The sequence below is a fragment of the Streptomyces silvae genome, assembly GCF_016745505.1.
GTDB classification, from domain to species: Bacteria; Actinomycetota; Actinomycetes; order Streptomycetales; family Streptomycetaceae; genus Streptomyces; species Streptomyces silvae.
In genome coordinates, this window is the sequence record NZ_JAERUC010000123.1 from 11,973 (window position 1) to 28,164 (window position 16,192).

Genomic DNA, 16,192 nt, shown 5'->3' on the forward strand with positions numbered 1-16,192 from the left:
CCGGGGAGTGCCACGAGGCTGACATAAGGGAAATAGCACCCGCCTCTTGCTACGTTGCGGGGCATGACCGCAACGACGGCGGAGGCACGCCCGCCCGAGCTACGCCTGCCCAAGCGGCGCGGGGTCGAGCTCTCGCTCCTGATCGGGGCCGTGCTCATCTCCGTCTACGGCTACGCCGCCGTCGGACTCGCCCGGAACAACGCCGTGCCCCCCGATGTCGCCGGGTACGGCGCCGGTCTCGGGCTCCTCGCCCTGCTCGCCCATCTCGCGGTCCGCTTCCGCGCCCCGTTCGCCGATCCGCTGCTGCTGCCCATCGCGGTCCTGCTCAACGGACTGGGCCTGGTGCTGATCTACCGGCTCGACCTGGAGACCCCGAGCGACCGGGCGGCGACGACCCAGCTGATCTGGTCCACGCTCGGGGTCGCGTTCTTCATCGCGGTGGTGGTGTTCCTGCGCGACCACCGGGTGCTCCAGCGGTACGCCTATCTGTCGGTGGCCGCCGCTCTCGTCCTGCTGATCGTGCCGATCTTCTTCCCCGCGGTGAACGGGGCCAAGATCTGGATCAGGGTCGGCGGATTCTCCTTCCAGCCGGGCGAGTTCGCCAAGATCCTGCTCGCCGTGTTCTTCGCCGCCTACCTCGCGGCGAACCGCAACGCGCTCGCGTACACGGGCCGCAGGATCTGGAAGCTCCAGTTCCCCACCGGCCGGGTGCTGGGCCCGATCGTCGCGATCTGGCTGCTCAGCGTCGGTGTCCTCGTCCTCGAACGGGACCTGGGCACCTCGCTGCTCTTCTTCGGCCTGTTCGTGATCCTGCTCTACGTGGCCACCGGCAGGACCGGGTGGATCGCCGTCGGGCTGCTCCTGGCCGCGGCGGGCGCCTTCGCCGTCGGCTCGTTCGAACCCCATGTGCACAGCCGGGTGGAGGACTGGCTCGACCCGTACGCCACCATCAACGCGGGCCAGGGTCCCAGCCAGCTCGCGCAGTCCCTCTTCGCGTTCGCCGCGGGCGGGATGCTCGGCACCGGGCTGGGACTCGGCCACTCCATCCTCATCGGCTTCGCCGCCAAGTCCGACTTCATCCTGGCGACCGCGGGCGAGGAGCTCGGCCTGGCCGGGCTCACCGCGATCTTCCTGCTGTACGCCCTGCTGGTGGCCCGCGGATTCCGCGCGGGCCTGGCCCTGCGGGACCCCTTCGGGCGGCTCCTGTCGATCGGTCTCGCCTCGATCCTGGCGCTCCAGGTCTTCGTGATCGCGGGCGGGGTGATGGGGCTGATCCCGCTGACCGGGATGGCGATGCCGTTCCTCGCCCAGGGCGGATCGTCCGTGGTCACCAACTGGATCATCGTGGCGCTGCTCATCCGGGTCAGCGACGTGGCCCGCACCCCCGACCCCGCCACGGACCCCGCGCCGGCCGGGGAGGGGCCGTGATCCGCTACATCCGGCACGCCGCCGGATTCTGCCTGCTGCTGCTCCTCGCCCTGCTGGCGAACGCCGCCCGCGTCCAGCTCTTCGAGGCCGACGAGCTGAACGCGAACCCCGCCAACCGCCGCACCACCATCGACCGTTACGACCAGCCGCGCGGCAACATCGTCGTCGGCGACGAACCCGTCACCGGTTCCAAGGACACCGGTGAGCAGCTCGCGTACGAGCGCACCTACCGCCACGGTCCGCTGTACGCGCCGGTCACGGGCTACGCCTCGCAGACGTACGGCACCACGCTGCTGGAGAACGCCGAGGACGGCATCCTCTCCGGCACCGACCCGATCCTGGCCCCGCTCCCGCTGTGGGGGGACGTCACGCGCAGCCGGCAGCCCGGCGGGAACGTCGTCACGACCGTCAAGGACTCGATGCAGCGCGCGGCGTACGAGGGCCTGGAGGGCCGGCGCGGCGCGGTCGCCGCCCTCGACCCGGCGACCGGCCGGATCCTGGCGCTGGTCTCCTCCCCCTCGTACGACCCCGAGGTCCTCTCCGGCACCGGTTCCGCCGTGACCGACGCGTGGGCGCGGCTCAACCGGGCGCAGAGCCGGCCGATGCTCAACCGGGCCATCCGGCAGACGTATCCGCCCGGTTCGGCGTTCAAGATCGTGACGGCGGCGGCGGCGCTGGACGCCGGTGTGGTGACCGATCCGGACGCGGCGACGGACACCCCGTCCCCGTACGTCCTGCCCGGGACCTCGACCACCCTGCCCGATGAGGCGCGCGGCTGCCGGAAGGCGTCCCTGGCGGAGGCGATCCGGGTCTCCTGCAACACGGTGATGGCGCATCTCGGCGTCGAGGTGGGGCTGGACGGGATGCTGGAGGCGGTGGGGAAGTTCGGCTTCAACGACGACGATCTGAGGATCCCCTCCCGGGTGGCCCGCAGCAATGTCGACTCGGACATGAGCGACGACCAGCTGGCCCAGTCCTCGATCGGCCAGTTCGACACGGCGGCGACCCCGCTCCAGATGGCGATGGTGGCCTCGGCGGTGGCGAACGGGGGCGATCTGAAGCGCCCGTACCTGGTGGACCGGGTGACCACCCACGACGGCGACACGGTCCGGCAGCAGAGCCCGGACTCGTACCACCAGGCGATGAACCCGACGACGGCCCGGCAGCTCCAGCGGATGATGGTCGACGTCGTGGAGAACGGCACCGGCACGAACGCGGCGATCGACGGGGTGACGGTCGGCGGCAAGACGGGCACCGCGCAGCACGGCGTCGACAACTCCGGTACGCCGTACGCCTGGTTCATCGCCTGGGCGCAGGCGCCGGACTCCGGCCGGCCGGCGGTCGCCGTCGCGGTGGTCGTGGAGGACGCCTCGGCCGACCGGGCCGACGTCAGCGGTGGCGGCAACGCGGCTCCGATCGCCCGGGCGGTGATGGAGGCGGCGCTGGAGGGCGGAGACTGAGGCCATGACGTCAGCGGTGGCGGCGGCCCTGGCCCGGATCGGCGAACGGGACCCGGTGCTGCACGCGTTCACGGAGGTCCGGCACGAGGAGGCGCTCGCCGAGGAGCACGCCGCCCGGGGGCTCCCGCTGGCCGGGCTGCCGTTCGCGGTGAAGGGCCCGGCGGGCCTCCGCTCGTACGCGGCCCGCAGCCTGGTCGCGGCGGGCGCCGTCCCGGTCGGCACCACGTCCGTCCCCGGGCCGGGCACCCCCTGGCAGACCTGGGGGCAGGGCGCCCACGGCCGTACGGTCAACCCCTGGCGCGCGGACCGCACTCCGGGCGGCTCGTCGGCGGGCTCGGCCGTGGCGGTCGCGGCCGGCATGGTGGAGCTGGCCACGGGCAGCGACGGGGCCGGGTCGGTGCGGATCCCGGCGGCGTGGTGCGGGGTGTTCGGCCTGAGGACGACCGCGGGTCTGCTCCCCTCCCCCGACCGTACGGGCCTCGCCTCCCCCGGTGTGCTGGCGAGCTCGGCGGCACGGGCGGAGACGTATCTGCGCCACGTGCTGGACGGGTACGCGCCCCGGCCGGCCCGGCTGCCCGTCCCGGCCGCCTACAGCCCGGACCTGGGCTTCGCGTCGGTGGAGCCGGAGGTGGCCCGGGTGACGCGCGCCGCGGTGGAACGGCTGGCCGCGGCCGGGGTGATCCGCCTGGTCCAGTCCCCCGTCACGCTGCCCGACCCGGCCGACGCGTGGACGGCGGTACGCGGAGGTTCACCGGCCCCCGCCACCCGGGCGCTCCGTGCCGCCGGCGACCGTGCCCTCGACGCCTTCTTCAGCCGTACGCCCCTGCTGCTCACCCCGGTGACGCCCAACCCGCCGCACGGCCACGAGGGCCCGGGGAACGTGTATTCCACGGCGCTGACCTGGGCGTTCAACCTGAGCGGCCATCCGGCGGCGAGCGTGCCGGCCGGCTTCACCCCGGACGGCTGCCCGGCCGGTCTCCAGCTGGTGACCGACCGGGGGACGGACGCGGAGCTGCTGGGCATCGCGTGCGCGGTGGAACGCGTCCTGCCGCCGCCGGGACCGCCGCGCCCGCCCGGCTGAGCGTCAGCCCGGCTGAGCGTCAGCCCAGGGGCTCCCGTCGCAGGCGCCACTCGGCGGGGACGCCCTCCACGCCGGTCACCGCCCCGACGACTCCGGCCGTGATGGCGCAGGTCGTGTCCACGTCGCCGAACCCCTCCGCCGTCGCCCACAGGGCGGTCTCCAGGTCGCCGGGGTGCCGGGCGGCGGTCCACAGCGCGAACGGCACCGTGTCGTCGGCCCTGATGCGGCTCCCGTTGCCCAGGAGGTCGGCGGCCTTCCACGGCTCGGTGGCGAACGGCACCCGGGCCGCGCGGAGCACTCCGTCGCGCACCGCGCCCTGAGGGGTGTGCTCCGCGACGGCCTCCAGAGTGAACTCGCCGCGTACGGAGAGGGCGGCGGCGACCGCGACCGCCACCGCACCGGCGACGCCCTCCGGGTGGGCGTGGGTGACGACCGCCGAGAGCACGGCCTGTCCGGCGGCGCGTCCGAGGTCCGCGTGGAAGCGGGCTCCGAGGGGTGCCACGCGCATCGCCGCGCCGTTGCCGAGGCTGCCGCCCTCGAAGAGACCGGGCGCCAGCGTGCGCCAGTCGGCCGGTGAGGTCAGCAGCTCCGGGAGCAGGATGTGCATGCCGTGCCCGTAGCCCCGGGCCTGGTCCGCGTCGAAGGCGAGCGCGAAGTACAGGGCGAGCCGGTCCTGTTCGACGTGGCCGCACTCGTCCAGGACCCGCTGGAGGGCGAGCGCCAGCGCGGTGTCGTCGGTCCAGTGCCATACGGGCTCGTGCGGGGTCCGGCGCGCCCGTACCTCGGCGTACGCCTGCCGGGGCGGCCTGAAGAGCGGGAACCAGCGCTCCCCGAACGCGTCACCCAGGGCGAGCGCTTCGAGACTGCGGCGGGCCGCCGCGGAATCACCGGGCGGGAAAGGGGAGTTCATGCCCGCCATCCTCCGCCCGCACCCCACCGTACGTACACCGGATATGAGTACGCGGGCTCACGCCCTCCCCGGCCGGCCACGGCAGGCTGGGCCCGTAAGCAACCCACCAGAGGGAGCCCCATCATGCGCACGGCCCACCGACTCCGCCGCCCGTCCCGCAGCACGCTCGGGCTCGCCCTGGCCGGCGTCACGGTCGCCCTGTTCACCTCCGCCTGCTCCATGCAGGACGCCGTGTGCGGGGGCGGCGAATACCCGGTCCTGGCGGTGGGGAGCGCCGGCAGCGCGTGCGTGTCCGACGACGAGGAACCGCCCAAGGGCTACGCCCGCTACCCGGAGGGCAAGGTTCCCGAGCACGTGGACGACAAGTGGTACACGTACTGGCAGACCCGGACCCTCGACGAGAACGGGAAGACCATCGAGATCCCCGAGGAGAACTGAGGCCGCGCAGGAGGCCCTAGGCCGGCTGTCCGCGGCTGCCGGGGCCCGCGTTCAGCCGTCCGTCCCGCCCTCCGCGATCGCCTCCGCGACCTCCGCGACCCGCTCCTGCTCCTCCACCGCGAAGCGGTCCCGGTCCAGCTGCTCGGCTATCTCCTCGTCCTGGGCCATCAGCAGGTCCAGGTTGGAGTCGCCCAGCTCGAAGACGCCCATGTCGACGTATGCCTTCTGGAGCCGTTCGCCCCAGAGGCCGATGTCCTTCACGCAGGGCACGATCCGGCTGAAGAGGAGCTTGCGGAAGAGCTGGAGGTACTCCGAGTGCTCGGAGAGCTCCTTGGCCTCCTGCTTGCCGATGCCGAAGTTCTCCAGCACCTCGACCCCGCTGAGCCGGTCGCGCATCAGGTAGCAGCCCTCGATGACGAACTCCTCGCGCTCACGCAGTTCGGCGTCGCTCAGCTGCTTGTAGTAGTCGCGCAGCGCCATCCGCCCGAAGGCCACGTGCCGGGCCTCGTCCTGCATGACGTAGGCGAGGATCTGCTTGGGCAGCGGCCGGGTCGTCGTGTCGCGGATCATGCCGAAGGCGGCGAGCGCGAGCCCTTCGATGAGGACCTGCATGCCGAGGTAGGGCATGTCCCAGCGGGAGTCGCGCAGGGTGTCGCCGAGCAGCCCCTGGAGGTTGTCGTTGACCGGGTACAGCATCCCGATCTTCTCGTGCAGGAAGCGGCCGTAGATCTCGGCATGCCGCGCCTCGTCCATGGTCTGGGTCGCCGAGTAGAACTTCGCGTCCAGGTCCGGGACCGACTCCACGATCCGGGCGGCGCAGACCATCGCGCCCTGCTCACCGTGGAGGAACTGGCTGAACTGCCAGGAGGTGTAGTGCTTGCGCAGCTCACCCCGGTCCCGCTCGGTCATCTTCGTCCAGTGCGGGGTGCCGTACAGGGTGAGGGCCTCGTCGGGGGTGCCGAGCGGGTCGGCGGGATCGACCTCCAGGCTCCAGTCGATGCGCTTGTTGCCGTCCCACTGCTTGTCCTTGCCCTTCTGGTAGAGGGCGAGGAGGCGTTCGCGGCCGTCGTCGTAGTCCCAGCTGAACCGGGCCGCGCCGGTGGCGGGCACCTGCCATGTCGGCGTGGGGGGCGGGGTGATGTAGAGGTCGTGTGTCGACACGGACAGCTCCTTCGCCTGGCGAGGATCGTGCATTCCGTGGTGCTGACGTCAGTTGGCAGGTTCACACGTTGGTAGACGCGCGGTCAACAAGTCGTGCACAGGGGATTGACTGCCTTGCTGACAAGCAGTCTCATAATCCGTGAGCGGAAACTTGACCGCCGGTAACCCCTCTGCGAAGGGCTTTCAGCCATGACGACAGTGACCGACGAGTCCCTCCAGACGCTGCGTGACGCGCTCGGCCCGCTCAAGGACCGCGAACAGGTCGCGGCGCGCCTGCTCGAAGCCTCGGCCAAGCACTCCTTCGACCCGGACACCGAGCTCGACTGGGACGCGGGCATCGAGGACGGCAAGTGGTTCTGGCCGCCGGAGCTGGTCTCCCTCTACGACACCCCGCTGTGGCGGAAGATGTCGGAGGAGCAGCGGATGGACCTGGCGCGCCACGAGGCCGCGTCGCTGGCCTCGCTCGGGATCTGGTTCGAGATCATCCTGATGCAGCTGCTGGTGCGGCACATCTACGACAAGTCCGTGACCAGCAAGCACGTCCGCTACGCCCTGACCGAGATAGCCGACGAGTGCCGGCACTCCATGATGTTCGCCCGCATGATCGACTGGGGCGGGGGACCCGCCTATCCGGTCCCCCGGCGCTACCACAACCTGGCGCGGGTCCTGAAGACCATCTCCACCACCCCGGGTTCGTTCGCCGCGACGCTGCTCGGCGAGGAGATCCTGGACTGGATGCAGCGGCTCACCTTCCCCGACGAGCGCGTCCAGTCGCTCGTACGCGGAGTGACCCGCATCCATGTCGTGGAGGAGGCCCGGCACGTGCGCTACGCACGCGAGGAGCTGCGCCGCCAGATGGTGACGGCACCGCCCTGGGAGCGCCGGCTGACCCGGCTCAACTGCGGGGAGGCGGCCCGCGTCTTCTCCGTCTGCTTCGTCAACCCGCAGGTGTACGCGAACGTCGGCCTGGACCGCCACGAGGCCGTCGCGCAGGTGAAGGCGAGCGGCCACCGGGCGGAGGTCATGCAGACGGGAGCGAAGCGGCTCACGGACTTCTTCGACGACATCGGTGTGCTCAACGGGGTGGGACGCAGGCTGTGGAAGAGCTCGGGGCTGCTGGCCTGAGGCCACCGCTCCTTCTGGAGGGAGCGCTTAGGCTTCGGGGTATGACGTCCGCACCCGCAGTACCGCCGGCCCGCGCGTACCGACGGCTCGGTGTCGAGGAACGCCGCGCCCAGCTGCTGGGCGCCGCGCTCACGCTCTTCGCCCACCGGGCGCCGGACGACGTGTCGATCGACGAGGTGGCGGCCGAGGCCGGTGTCTCCCGGCCGCTCGTCTACCGCTACTTCCCCGGCGGCAGGCAGCAGTTGTACGAGGCCGCCCTCGGGTCGGCCGCCGAGCAGCTGACGCTCTGCTTCGCGGAACCCGCCGTCGGCCCGCCCACCGAGCGGGTCAGCCGCGTCCTGGACCGCTACCTCGGCTTCGTCGACCAGCACGACGCCGGCTTCAGCGCCCTGCTGCGCGGTGGAAGTGTGGCCGAGACCTCGCGTACGTCCACGATCGTGGACGGCGTGCGCCGGTCGGCGGCCGAGCAGATCCTGCTCCACCTGGGCCGGGCCGGCGGCCCAGGGCAGGAACCCGCCGGGCCACGCCTGAGGATGATGGTGCGCACCTGGATCGCGGCCGTGGAGGCGGCGTCCCTGATCTGGCTGGACGAGGGGAAGCAGCCGGCCCCGTCGGATCTGCGGGACTGGCTGGTCGACCATCTGATCGCGCTGCTCACGGTCACGGCCGCCTCGGACGAGGAGACGGCCTCGGTGGTGGCGGACCTGCTCCCCCAGGAGACCGCCGACGGCCCCGCGGGGCGGCTCACGGCCCTGATCATCCCGGTGGTGGACCGGGCCGCGCACCTGCTGCCGCCGGACTGAGGTCCCCTGGGTCAGACTGGCCCGGTGAAAAGCGAGAACACGCCCTTCCGCGGCGGTCCCCTGGACGGCCGGGTGCTGCCCGTCCTGCTCGGGCCGACCGGTCACCCGCCCAAGTGGTACGAGGTCCCGGTGCCGGACGCCGACGGTGGGCCCGCCACCGTGTACGCCTACCGGCGCGCGCCGGCGGGCTATTCGAAGCGCCTCGGGCTGCAGCGCGGCTGGGTGTACGAGTACGCCCCCGGCGGCCGTGAGCGTTTCACCCCCAAGTGGCCCTGGACCAGGCCCCGCAGCGGGTCCTGAGCGGCATCCGGGCCGCCGCCCGTAAGATCGGCGGTCAGGTGCCGAGGGCACGGTCACAAGGGGGGTGCGCCATGGAGGCGCTGCGTCAGGACGATCCACGCCACTTCGGCCCGTACACCGCGCTGGCCCGCTTCCGCGCGAGCGCGAGCGCCGTGCACTTCGTGGCCCGGGGCGTGGACGGCGACGATCTCGCCGTGGTGACGGCCGCCCGGCCCGCCCTCGCCGCCGTGCCCGCCTTCGGGCGCCGCTTCCGGGCCGAGGCGCGTACCGCCGAGCGGCTGGCGGGGGGCTGGGTGCAGCCGCCGCTCGCCTCGCCGGACGACGACGCGCTGTGGACCGCCACGGCCTATGTGCCGGCGGTGACGCTCGCCGAGGCGATCGGCCTCGCGGGGCCGCTGCCCGAGCGTGCCGTGCGGATACTGGGCGCGGGCCTGGCCGAGACGCTCTCCCGGGTGCACGCCACCGGGGCCGTGCTCCAGGGCCTGGCGCCGGAGACGGTGCTGCTGGCCGAGGACGGGCCCCGGCTGACCGCGTTCGGGCCCCTGGGGGCGGCGGCCGCCGCCGAGGCGCGCGAGGGCGGGCAGTTGTCCGTACGGCTGGGCTACCTCACCCCCGAGCAGGTCGAGGGCAAGGAGGTGGGCCCGGCGTCCGACCTGTTCGTCCTGGGCCTGCTCCTGGCGTACGCGGCGACCGGGACGACCCCGCTCGCCGAGGGGCCCGTGGAGGAGGCGGCGGAGCGGATCGCACACGGCTCGGCCGAACTCGGCGACGTACCGGACGAGTTGCGTGCGCTGATCGCCCGCTGTCTGGCGAAGGACCCGGACGACCGGCCCGCAGCGGGAGCGGTCGCCGCGGAGTTGGCGCTGGAGGGCGCGGCGGGCCTCGCCAAGGGCGGCTGGCTCCCCGGGCCGCTGGCCGCCGCGGTGACGGACCAGGCGGCGCGGGTGCGGGCGCTGGAGACTCCGGTGGAGGCGGACCAGGAGCCGGTCCAGGACGCGGTGCCCACGGGCGCCGTCCCTCGGGACGAGGCCCCCGCAGGGAGCGCGCAGCACACCGGCACCGGGGACAACGGCGATATCGGCGAGGACAGCCGGACCACTCGTTTCCTGGGGACCGGGGCGCGCGCGCCGCAGTCCGACCGGGCCACGACCCAGCTCGCCCTCCCCCCGGGAGCCGTACCCCCGCCCTCCCCGACACCCGCCCCGCCGCCCGCACAGCCCTACCCGTACGCCTACCCGGCGACGGCCACCCCGCAGGGCGCGCCCACCGCACCCGCCGCAGCCACCGCGTTCCCGCAGGCCCTGCCCCCCGCTCTTCCCCCCGCCGCACCCACCGGCGCACCTCGCGCCACGGCCGCGCCGGCCACCAGCCGGCGTGCGCTGCTCACCACCGTCGCGGCCGGGGCGGCCGGGCTGGTCCTGGGCGGGGCCGCCGTCTCCGCCCTGGGGTCCGACGATCCGGCCCCGGCCGACGACAAGCCGGCCGCCGAGACCCGCCCCGCCGTCCCCGGCCGGGCGCCGGACCCCCGGTGGATGTACACGCACCCGGCCGCCGCACCGGCCCCCCTGACCGCGGGCGTCTGGCAGGACGAACTGCTGGTGCTGACGGACACCGCCGGGGCGACCGCCGTCGATCTGCGGACCGGGCGGAAGAGGTGGGAGCGTGCCGACGCGGCGGGCGCCCAGACGGTCCTGACCGCCGGGGACGGCCTCTGCTTCCTGGCGAGCCCCACCGAGTTCCTCTGGCTGTCGCCGAAGGACGGGCGGATCACGCACCGGGTGCGCTTCGTGGACCAGTTCACCGGCGTACCGAACATGAAGGTGGGCCCGCTCACCGGTCTGTCCGGGTCCGTCCTCTGGTTCACCGGCTCCCACACCGTCACCGTGAAGGCGCCGAAGCCGAAGAAGGGCAAGAAGCCCGGCAAGGACACCCAGGTCGTCAAGGCGTACTTCTTCGCGTACGACGTCGTGGAGCGCAAGGAGCTCTGGCGCGTCGCCGTCCCCGCGGGCCGGGCGCCCGGCACCCCCGCCTACCGGCTGACCGCCGTCAGGGACGCCGACATCGTCGTACGCCAGGACGCGGGCACCCTCACCCCCGCCGATGTGACGGCGGGCAAGGGCAAGGCGTTCTTCCGCTGCTTCGAGCGCACCACGGGGAAGCTGCTGTGGAACCGGCAGTTCGGCGCGGTCGCCCCGGCCGGCGCGGCGGCCGGTGACGAGCAGGGGCAGCTGTACGGCGCGGTCGGCGACGACCTCCTGGCCTTCGAGACGGCGACCGGGAAGCCGGTCTGGACCCTGAACGGCACCGCCTCGTCCGTGTTCGGCACGCCCCTCCCTGCCGGGACGCTGCTCCACACCACCAACCGCAACCAGGAGGTCGGCGCGGTCGAGCGGGCGACCGGGAAGCTGCTCTGGCGGCGGTCCACCGAGGTTCCGCTCGGCGGCAACGCCCCCGCGCTCACGCTGAGCGGCGGTGGGAAGACGCTGCTCGCCGCGGACACCTCGCAGGTGACGGCGTTCGCCGCGGCGGACGGGCGCCGGCTGTGGAAGTTCCAGGACATCGGGGCCCAGGACCCGAAGGGCGCCACGGTCAGCGCGCCCTACCGGGTGCTGGCCGCCAAGAAGACCGCCGTCGTCCAGCGCGAACGGGCCTTCTACGCGTTCCCCGTGGAGTGACACCCCGGCGTCCACCGTTCGGGGCATCCCCCGGACGGCACGCCGGGCGGTCCTTGCATCACCCGACACCGAGTGACCGGATGGACGAGATCCGAGCACTTGTGGGGTAGTCCGATTAATCGGCCTCGCCCCTGTCACCGGAGGTGATGTCGTGTCACGCAGGTTCGCGCGCACCCTCTGCACCGCGGCTCTGGCCGCGGTCGTCGCCGCCTCCCCCGCCGTCGCCGAGCCGTCGGGGCCGCCACCGGCCCCCGGCCCGGCCGCCGGGGCGCCGCAGAGCGTCGCCGGACTCCTGAAGCAGCTGCAGACCCTCTACCGGCAGGCCGAGGAGGCCGGTGAGGTCTACAACGGCACCGAGGTGGAGCTGCGGAAGCGGACCGCCGAGGCCAGGAAGGTGCACGCCGAGCTGGCCAGGGCGCGGGCCGCTCTGGGCGCCGGACGCCGGGATGCGGGGCGGCTGGCACGCGACCAGTACCAGGGGCGCACCGACTTCTCCGTGTACATGCAACTGCTGCTCTCCGACGACCCGTCCCGCGCCCTGGAGCAGAGCCATGTCATCGAGCGCGCCCAGGCGGGCCGCTCGGCCGTGGTGGACCGGCTGACCGGCGCCGAGAAGCACGCCGAGGTCCTGGAGGCCAAGTCCAGGAAGGCGCAGGAACAGCAACGGGTGCTGGCCGCCCGCCAGAAGCAGCAGCGCGACACCGTGCAGACCCGGCTCAAGGGCATCGAGGCGATGCTGGCCTCGCTCTCGGCCGAACAGCTCGCCGCGGTGGCGGCGCTGGAGGAGAAGAACATCGGCGCGGCCCAGGACGCGCTGACCGCCTCGGGGGCGCTCAGCTCCGTACGCCCGCCGACCAAGGAGGGCGGGGAGGCCGTCCGCTACGCCGTCGAGCAGATCGGCAAGCCCTATGTGTGGGGCGCGGAGGGCCCGGACTCGTACGACTGCTCCGGGCTAACCTCGCAGGCCTGGTCCGCCGCCGGCCGGGACATCCCGCGCACCTCGCAGGAACAGTGGGCCGAACTGCCGAAGGTGCCCATCGGCTCGCTGCGCCCCGGCGATCTGGTGGTCTACTTCCCGAAGGCGACCCATGTGGCGCTCTACATCGGCAACGGCCTCGTGGTGCAGGCCCCCAGGCCCGGAGCCACGGTGAAGGTCTCCCCACTGGCCTCGAACCCGCTGCTCGGGGCCGTACGCCCCGACCCGGACGGCGAGCCCCTCGGCGCGTACACCCTGCCGGAACTCCCCGAGGGCGCCACCTCGGGGGCGGACACGGGGTACGACGCCCAGGGTGCCCCGGAGGAGTGAGAACCGGGCCGGCACGCCCTCGTGACGGACGTGGCGGCCCGGTTCCCCGTGCGCGGCCGGGTGTCAGCCCTGCGCGCCCGAGATCTCGGCGAGGTACGCGTTCGTCCTCTCCGGCTCGAAGAAGAAGTTGTCGAAGTCCGCGGGGTCGTTGAACCCGTTGGCGAACCGGTCGGCGGCGGGCTGGAGCTGGCCGGCCGCGCCGATCAGGTTCAGCACGTGCTCCGGCGGCGGCGCGAGCATCGCGTTCGTCCACTTCACGACGTGCTGGGTCTTCTCCCAGTGCCGCTCGAACGTGGCCTCCATCCACTCCTCGTCGAACGGCCGGTCGCCGTGCTCCAGGATCGAGTGGAGGTAGGAGTGCGCGCACTTGGACGCGGTGTTGGAACCCTGCCCGGTGATCGGGTCGTTGGCGACGACGACGTCCCCGACGCCGAGGACCAGACCGCCGCCGGGCAGCCGGCCGACGGGCTTGCGCACGGTCGGGGCGTAACGGCCCGCCAGGGTGGCGTTGGCGTCGGTCAGCTCGACCTTGGTGGCGCGCGCGTACTCCCACGGGGTGAACCGCTCCATGAGCTCCAGGGTCTTGGCCAGGTGCTCCGAGGGGTCCTTGATGCCCTGGAAGGCGTCGAGCGGACCGCCGGGGACGCCCTCCCAGAAGAGGATGTCCGCGCGGCCCGACGTCGTCAGGGTCGGCATGATGAAGAGCTCGCCGACACCCGGGACCAGGTTGCAGCGCACCGCGTCGAACTCCGGGTGCTCCGGGCGCGGACCGAGGCCGTGGACGTACGCGACGGCCAGGGCGCGCTGCGGGGCGTCGTACGGCGAACGGGAGGCGTCCCGGCCGAACATGGAGACGAGCTCGCCCTTGCCGGCGGAGACCATCACCAGGTCGTACGTACGGGAGAAGTAGTCCAGGTCGGAGACCGCGGCGCCGTGGATGACGAGCTGTCCGCCGCGCTGGGCGAACGTCTCCATCCAGCCGGCCATCTTGACGCGCTGGTCGACGGACTGGGCGAACCCGTCCAGCTTGCCGACCCAGTCGATGACGCGCGAGGAGTCCGGGCCGGCGACCGAGACGCCGAGGCCCTCGATCCGCGGGGCCTGCGACTCCCAGAAGTTCAGCTGGAGATCGCGCTCGTGCTCCAGGGCCGTGTGGAACATGCACTGCGTCGACATGACCCGGCCGGACCGGATCTCGTCCGCGGTGCGGTTGGACATCAGGGTGACTTCGTACCCGTGGGACTGAAGTCCGAGGGCCAGCTGGAGACCGGACTGGCCGGCTCCGACTATGAGTATCTTCCGCATCGCGGTTCTCCGTTACGTGTACTGGGCGCGTATGTCGTCGTCATTCGGGGGCGACGTCGAGCGCGTGGCCCACCAGGGCGAGCAGCGACTCGACGACGGTGATCCTCTTACGCGCATCCATGATCACAACAGGTACGTGCGGAGCTATGGTCAGGGCCTCCCTGACGTCGGCCTCCTCGTAACCGGTCGTTCCCTCGAAGTGGTTGACGGCCACGATGTAGGGAAGGCCGCAGCTCTCGAAGTAGTCGAGCGCGGCGAAGCAGTCGGCGAGACGCCGGGTGTCGGCCAGGACGACGGCGCCGATCGCGCCGCGCACCAGGTCGTCCCACATGAACCAGAAGCGCTGCTGACCGGGCGTGCCGAAGACGTACAGGACGAGGTCGTCGTCCAGGGTGAGGCGGCCGAAGTCCATCGCCACGGTCGTGGTGACCTTGTCGGGCGTGGCGGTGAGGTCGTCGGTCTCCTCGCTGGCCTGCGTCATCAGCGCTTCGGTCTGCAGCGGGGTTATCTCGGAGACCGAGCCGACGAAGGTCGTCTTGCCCACGCCGAATCCGCCCGCGACCACGATCTTGGTCGCGATCGGGGCGCGGGTGTGGTCGAGCTGCCAGGTCTGTACCGTCTCGTCGGGCCGGTCCTGCTGGTCCTGCGGCCCCCGCTGACGCGGAGTGAAGAGCGGCGCCTCAGAGACGGCGGAGTCCATTGAGCACCCTTTCGAGCAGCGCGCGGTCGGGCTGTCCGGTGCCGTGACCGGTCCCGTAGACGCGGATCTTTCCCTGGTCGGCCAAGTCGCTGAGCAGCACCCGGACCACACCGAGCGGCATCTTCAGCAGGGCCGAGATCTCCGCGACCGTACGCATACGGCGGCAGAGTTCCACGATGGCGCGGAGCTCGGGCATGACGCGCGAGGCGAGGTTGCCGTTGGTGAGCTCGCGGCGCTCCTCCGGGGCGTCCAGCGCGGCGACGAACGTCTCGACGAGCAGGACGTGGCCGAAGCGGGTGCGGCCGCCGGTGAGGGAGTACGGACGGACCCGTGCGGCCTTGCGGTCGGCGCCCCTGACCGGGAGTTTTCGTACGGGTTCAGCAGCTGACGTCACTGGGTGCTCTCCATCGATTTGCGCAGCTCACTGCGGAGTTCGGGGGTGAGAACGTGTCCGGCACGGCCGACGAAGAGCGCCATGTGGTAGGCGATGACGCTCATGTCGCAGTCGGGGGTGGCGTGCACACCGAGCAGGGAACCGTCGCTGATCGACATGACGAAGACGCTGCCCTCGTCCATCGCGACCATCGTCTGCTTGACGCCGCCGCCGTCCATCAGTTTGGCGGCACCGATGGTGAGGGACCCGATGCCGGAGACGATGGTGGCGAGGTCGGCGCTGGAGCCCCTGGGGCCCGTCTGCCGTCCCGCTTCCTTGGCCGTCGCGAGACCGGGGTCCGAGGAGAGCAGCATCAGCCCGTCGGACGAGACGACGGTGACCGAGTGGACCCCTGGCACCTCCTCCACGAGATTGCTCAGCAACCAGTGAAGGTTCCGGGCCTCGGTGCTCAGCCCGAATGTGCTGGGCGCAGTCAACTGCGTGCCTCCTCGACTGTGTCCCCCGTCTCATCGATTCGACCGTCGGTACGGTCATGGTCGGTCTGTGGCCCCGTGTCGGCGATCTCCGCCTCGACATCGCGGCGGCCGTCCTTGGCGCCCTGGTGGAAACCGCCGAGCCGGCGGCGCAGGGCCTCCTTGTCGAAGCTGCCCTTGCGCTCGGTGGGCGGGGCGGACGGCGGCGGCGCGATCTTCGGGGTGCGCTTGGGCAGCCCCTTGTCCGTGAGGCGCTCGGGCAGCGGCGCCGGGTCGGGCACCTCCTCACCCAGTCCGGTCAGCGGCTGCCGGGGGCCCGGGACGGCGTCGGCGGCCGGAGCGGCGGCGGGCGCGGGGCGGGTGTCGGCGGCGGGGGCCGGGCTGGTGTCGGCGGCGCGCTCGTGACGGTCGGGCCCGATGGCGTACGGGCTCGGCGCGTCCTGCTGCGCGGGCAGCCGGACCTGCATCGTGGTCTCGGACTCGGAGACCGGCTCGGGCTCTGAAACAGGCTCGGGCCCGGAGCTGCCAGGGCCTGCGGCGGGCTCGGCGGCGGACACCGGCGCGGGCTCAGTGGGTCCGGCGGCGGACGCGGGGGCCGGTGCGGGCGCCGGGGCCGGTGCGGGCTCGGTGGGC

General features: G+C 72.7%; 15 protein-coding genes and 1 pseudogene. 9 read left to right on the plus strand and 7 right to left on the minus strand.

Annotation, left to right across the window (positions count from 1 at the left end; genetic code table 11):
- Positions 1–63: 63 nt before the first annotated feature.
- The 3 genes from JKV81_RS18725 to JKV81_RS18735 are packed head-to-tail and all read left to right on the plus strand — an operon-like array spanning position 64 to position 3,969.
- Entirely contained in the window at positions 64–1,428 is a 1,365-nt protein-coding gene (locus JKV81_RS18725; protein ID WP_147983838.1) for an FtsW/RodA/SpoVE family cell cycle protein, read from the plus strand.
- The gene (locus JKV81_RS18730; protein ID WP_129265426.1) at positions 1,425–2,888 is read left to right on the plus strand and encodes a peptidoglycan D,D-transpeptidase FtsI family protein; all 1,464 of its coding nucleotides are present in this window, start codon (positions 1,425–1,427) and stop codon (positions 2,886–2,888) included. Before JKV81_RS18725 ends, JKV81_RS18730 begins: the two co-directional genes overlap by 4 nt.
- A 4-nt stretch (positions 2,889–2,892) precedes the next feature.
- Positions 2,893–3,969: an amidase family protein gene (locus JKV81_RS18735; RefSeq protein ID WP_202076874.1), complete on the plus strand. Its 1,077-nt coding sequence runs from the start codon at positions 2,893–2,895 to the stop codon at positions 3,967–3,969.
- A gap of 19 nt (positions 3,970–3,988) precedes the next feature.
- Here the strand turns inward: JKV81_RS18735 and JKV81_RS18740 are convergent, their stop codons facing one another.
- Positions 3,989–4,879 (minus strand): ADP-ribosylglycohydrolase family protein, encoded by an 891-nt coding sequence (locus tag JKV81_RS18740; RefSeq protein WP_129265424.1) that lies wholly within the window; start codon positions 4,877–4,879, stop codon positions 3,989–3,991.
- A gap of 123 nt (positions 4,880–5,002) precedes the next feature.
- Between JKV81_RS18740 and JKV81_RS18745 the strand changes: the two genes are divergently transcribed.
- Positions 5,003–5,317 carry an SCO0607 family lipoprotein gene (locus tag JKV81_RS18745; RefSeq protein ID WP_124274670.1) on the plus strand — a complete coding sequence of 105 codons (315 nt, stop codon included), beginning with the start codon at positions 5,003–5,005 and terminating at the stop codon, positions 5,315–5,317.
- A 51-nt stretch (positions 5,318–5,368) separates the two neighbouring features.
- On the opposite strand, the gene JKV81_RS18750 is transcribed toward JKV81_RS18745, so the two are convergent.
- The gene (locus JKV81_RS18750; protein ID WP_129265423.1) at positions 5,369–6,478 is read right to left on the minus strand and encodes a ferritin-like domain-containing protein; all 1,110 of its coding nucleotides are present in this window, start codon (positions 6,476–6,478) and stop codon (positions 5,369–5,371) included.
- A 189-nt stretch (positions 6,479–6,667) separates the two neighbouring features.
- Between JKV81_RS18750 and JKV81_RS18755 the strand changes: the two genes are divergently transcribed.
- The 5 genes from JKV81_RS18755 to JKV81_RS18775 all read left to right on the plus strand — a co-directional run bounded on the left by JKV81_RS18755 (position 6,668) and on the right by JKV81_RS18775 (position 12,687).
- Positions 6,668–7,603: an AurF N-oxygenase family protein gene (locus tag JKV81_RS18755; protein WP_129265422.1), complete on the plus strand. Its 936-nt coding sequence runs from the start codon at positions 6,668–6,670 to the stop codon at positions 7,601–7,603.
- A 41-nt stretch (positions 7,604–7,644) separates the two neighbouring features.
- Positions 7,645–8,406 (plus strand): TetR/AcrR family transcriptional regulator, encoded by a 762-nt coding sequence (locus JKV81_RS18760; RefSeq protein ID WP_129265421.1) that lies wholly within the window; start codon positions 7,645–7,647, stop codon positions 8,404–8,406.
- 24 nt (positions 8,407–8,430) lie between these two features.
- The gene (locus JKV81_RS18765; RefSeq protein ID WP_124274666.1) at positions 8,431–8,706 is read left to right on the plus strand and encodes a DUF8847 domain-containing protein; all 276 of its coding nucleotides are present in this window, start codon (positions 8,431–8,433) and stop codon (positions 8,704–8,706) included.
- Between the two features lie 71 nt (positions 8,707–8,777).
- Positions 8,778–11,381 carry an outer membrane protein assembly factor BamB family protein gene (locus JKV81_RS18770; RefSeq protein ID WP_202076875.1) on the plus strand — a complete coding sequence of 868 codons (2,604 nt, stop codon included), beginning with the start codon at positions 8,778–8,780 and terminating at the stop codon, positions 11,379–11,381.
- A 151-nt stretch (positions 11,382–11,532) separates the two neighbouring features.
- Complete coding sequence (locus JKV81_RS18775; protein ID WP_202076876.1) at positions 11,533–12,687, plus strand: C40 family peptidase; 1,155 nt, start codon at positions 11,533–11,535, stop codon at positions 12,685–12,687.
- Between the two features lie 63 nt (positions 12,688–12,750).
- On the opposite strand, the gene JKV81_RS18780 is transcribed toward JKV81_RS18775, so the two are convergent.
- From JKV81_RS18780 to JKV81_RS18800, 5 genes and pseudogenes are all read right to left on the minus strand, one after another.
- Positions 12,751–13,992: a styrene monooxygenase/indole monooxygenase family protein gene (locus JKV81_RS18780; protein ID WP_129265418.1), complete on the minus strand. Its 1,242-nt coding sequence runs from the start codon at positions 13,990–13,992 to the stop codon at positions 12,751–12,753.
- Positions 13,993–14,032: 40 nt separating this feature from the next.
- Complete coding sequence (locus tag JKV81_RS18785) at positions 14,033–14,692, minus strand: GTP-binding protein (RefSeq protein ID WP_099174506.1); 660 nt, start codon at positions 14,690–14,692, stop codon at positions 14,033–14,035.
- On the minus strand, positions 14,673–15,086 hold the full coding sequence (locus tag JKV81_RS18790) for a DUF742 domain-containing protein (protein WP_099174507.1): 414 nt from the start codon (positions 15,084–15,086) through the stop codon (positions 14,673–14,675). The genes JKV81_RS18785 and JKV81_RS18790 overlap by 20 nt, the downstream gene beginning before the upstream one ends.
- On the minus strand, positions 15,083–15,562 hold the full coding sequence (locus tag JKV81_RS18795; protein WP_099174508.1) for a roadblock/LC7 domain-containing protein: 480 nt from the start codon (positions 15,560–15,562) through the stop codon (positions 15,083–15,085). The genes JKV81_RS18790 and JKV81_RS18795 overlap by 4 nt, the downstream gene beginning before the upstream one ends.
- A pseudogene (locus tag JKV81_RS18800) lies at positions 15,559–16,192 on the minus strand (histidine kinase); the annotation flags it as partial. The pseudogene JKV81_RS18800 and the gene JKV81_RS18795, both read right to left, overlap by 4 nt.

Bases quoted from the DNA above. Each gene is read 5' to 3' on its own strand.
- JKV81_RS18725 (WP_147983838.1), top strand. From the start codon at position 64: ATGACCGCAACGACGGCGGAGGCACGCCCGCCCGAGCTACGCCTGCCC.
- JKV81_RS18735 (WP_202076874.1), top strand. From the start codon at position 2,893: ATGACGTCAGCGGTGGCGGCGGCCCTGGCCCGGATCGGCGAACGGGAC.
- JKV81_RS18740 (WP_129265424.1), bottom strand. From the start codon at position 4,879: ATGAACTCCCCTTTCCCGCCCGGTGATTCCGCGGCGGCCCGCCGCAGT.
- JKV81_RS18745 (WP_124274670.1), top strand. From the start codon at position 5,003: ATGCGCACGGCCCACCGACTCCGCCGCCCGTCCCGCAGCACGCTCGGG.
- JKV81_RS18755 (WP_129265422.1), top strand. From the start codon at position 6,668: ATGACGACAGTGACCGACGAGTCCCTCCAGACGCTGCGTGACGCGCTC.
- JKV81_RS18760 (WP_129265421.1), top strand. From the start codon at position 7,645: ATGACGTCCGCACCCGCAGTACCGCCGGCCCGCGCGTACCGACGGCTC.
- JKV81_RS18770 (WP_202076875.1), top strand. From the start codon at position 8,778: ATGGAGGCGCTGCGTCAGGACGATCCACGCCACTTCGGCCCGTACACC.
- JKV81_RS18780 (WP_129265418.1), bottom strand. From the start codon at position 13,992: ATGCGGAAGATACTCATAGTCGGAGCCGGCCAGTCCGGTCTCCAGCTG.
- JKV81_RS18785 (WP_099174506.1), bottom strand. From the start codon at position 14,692: ATGGACTCCGCCGTCTCTGAGGCGCCGCTCTTCACTCCGCGTCAGCGG.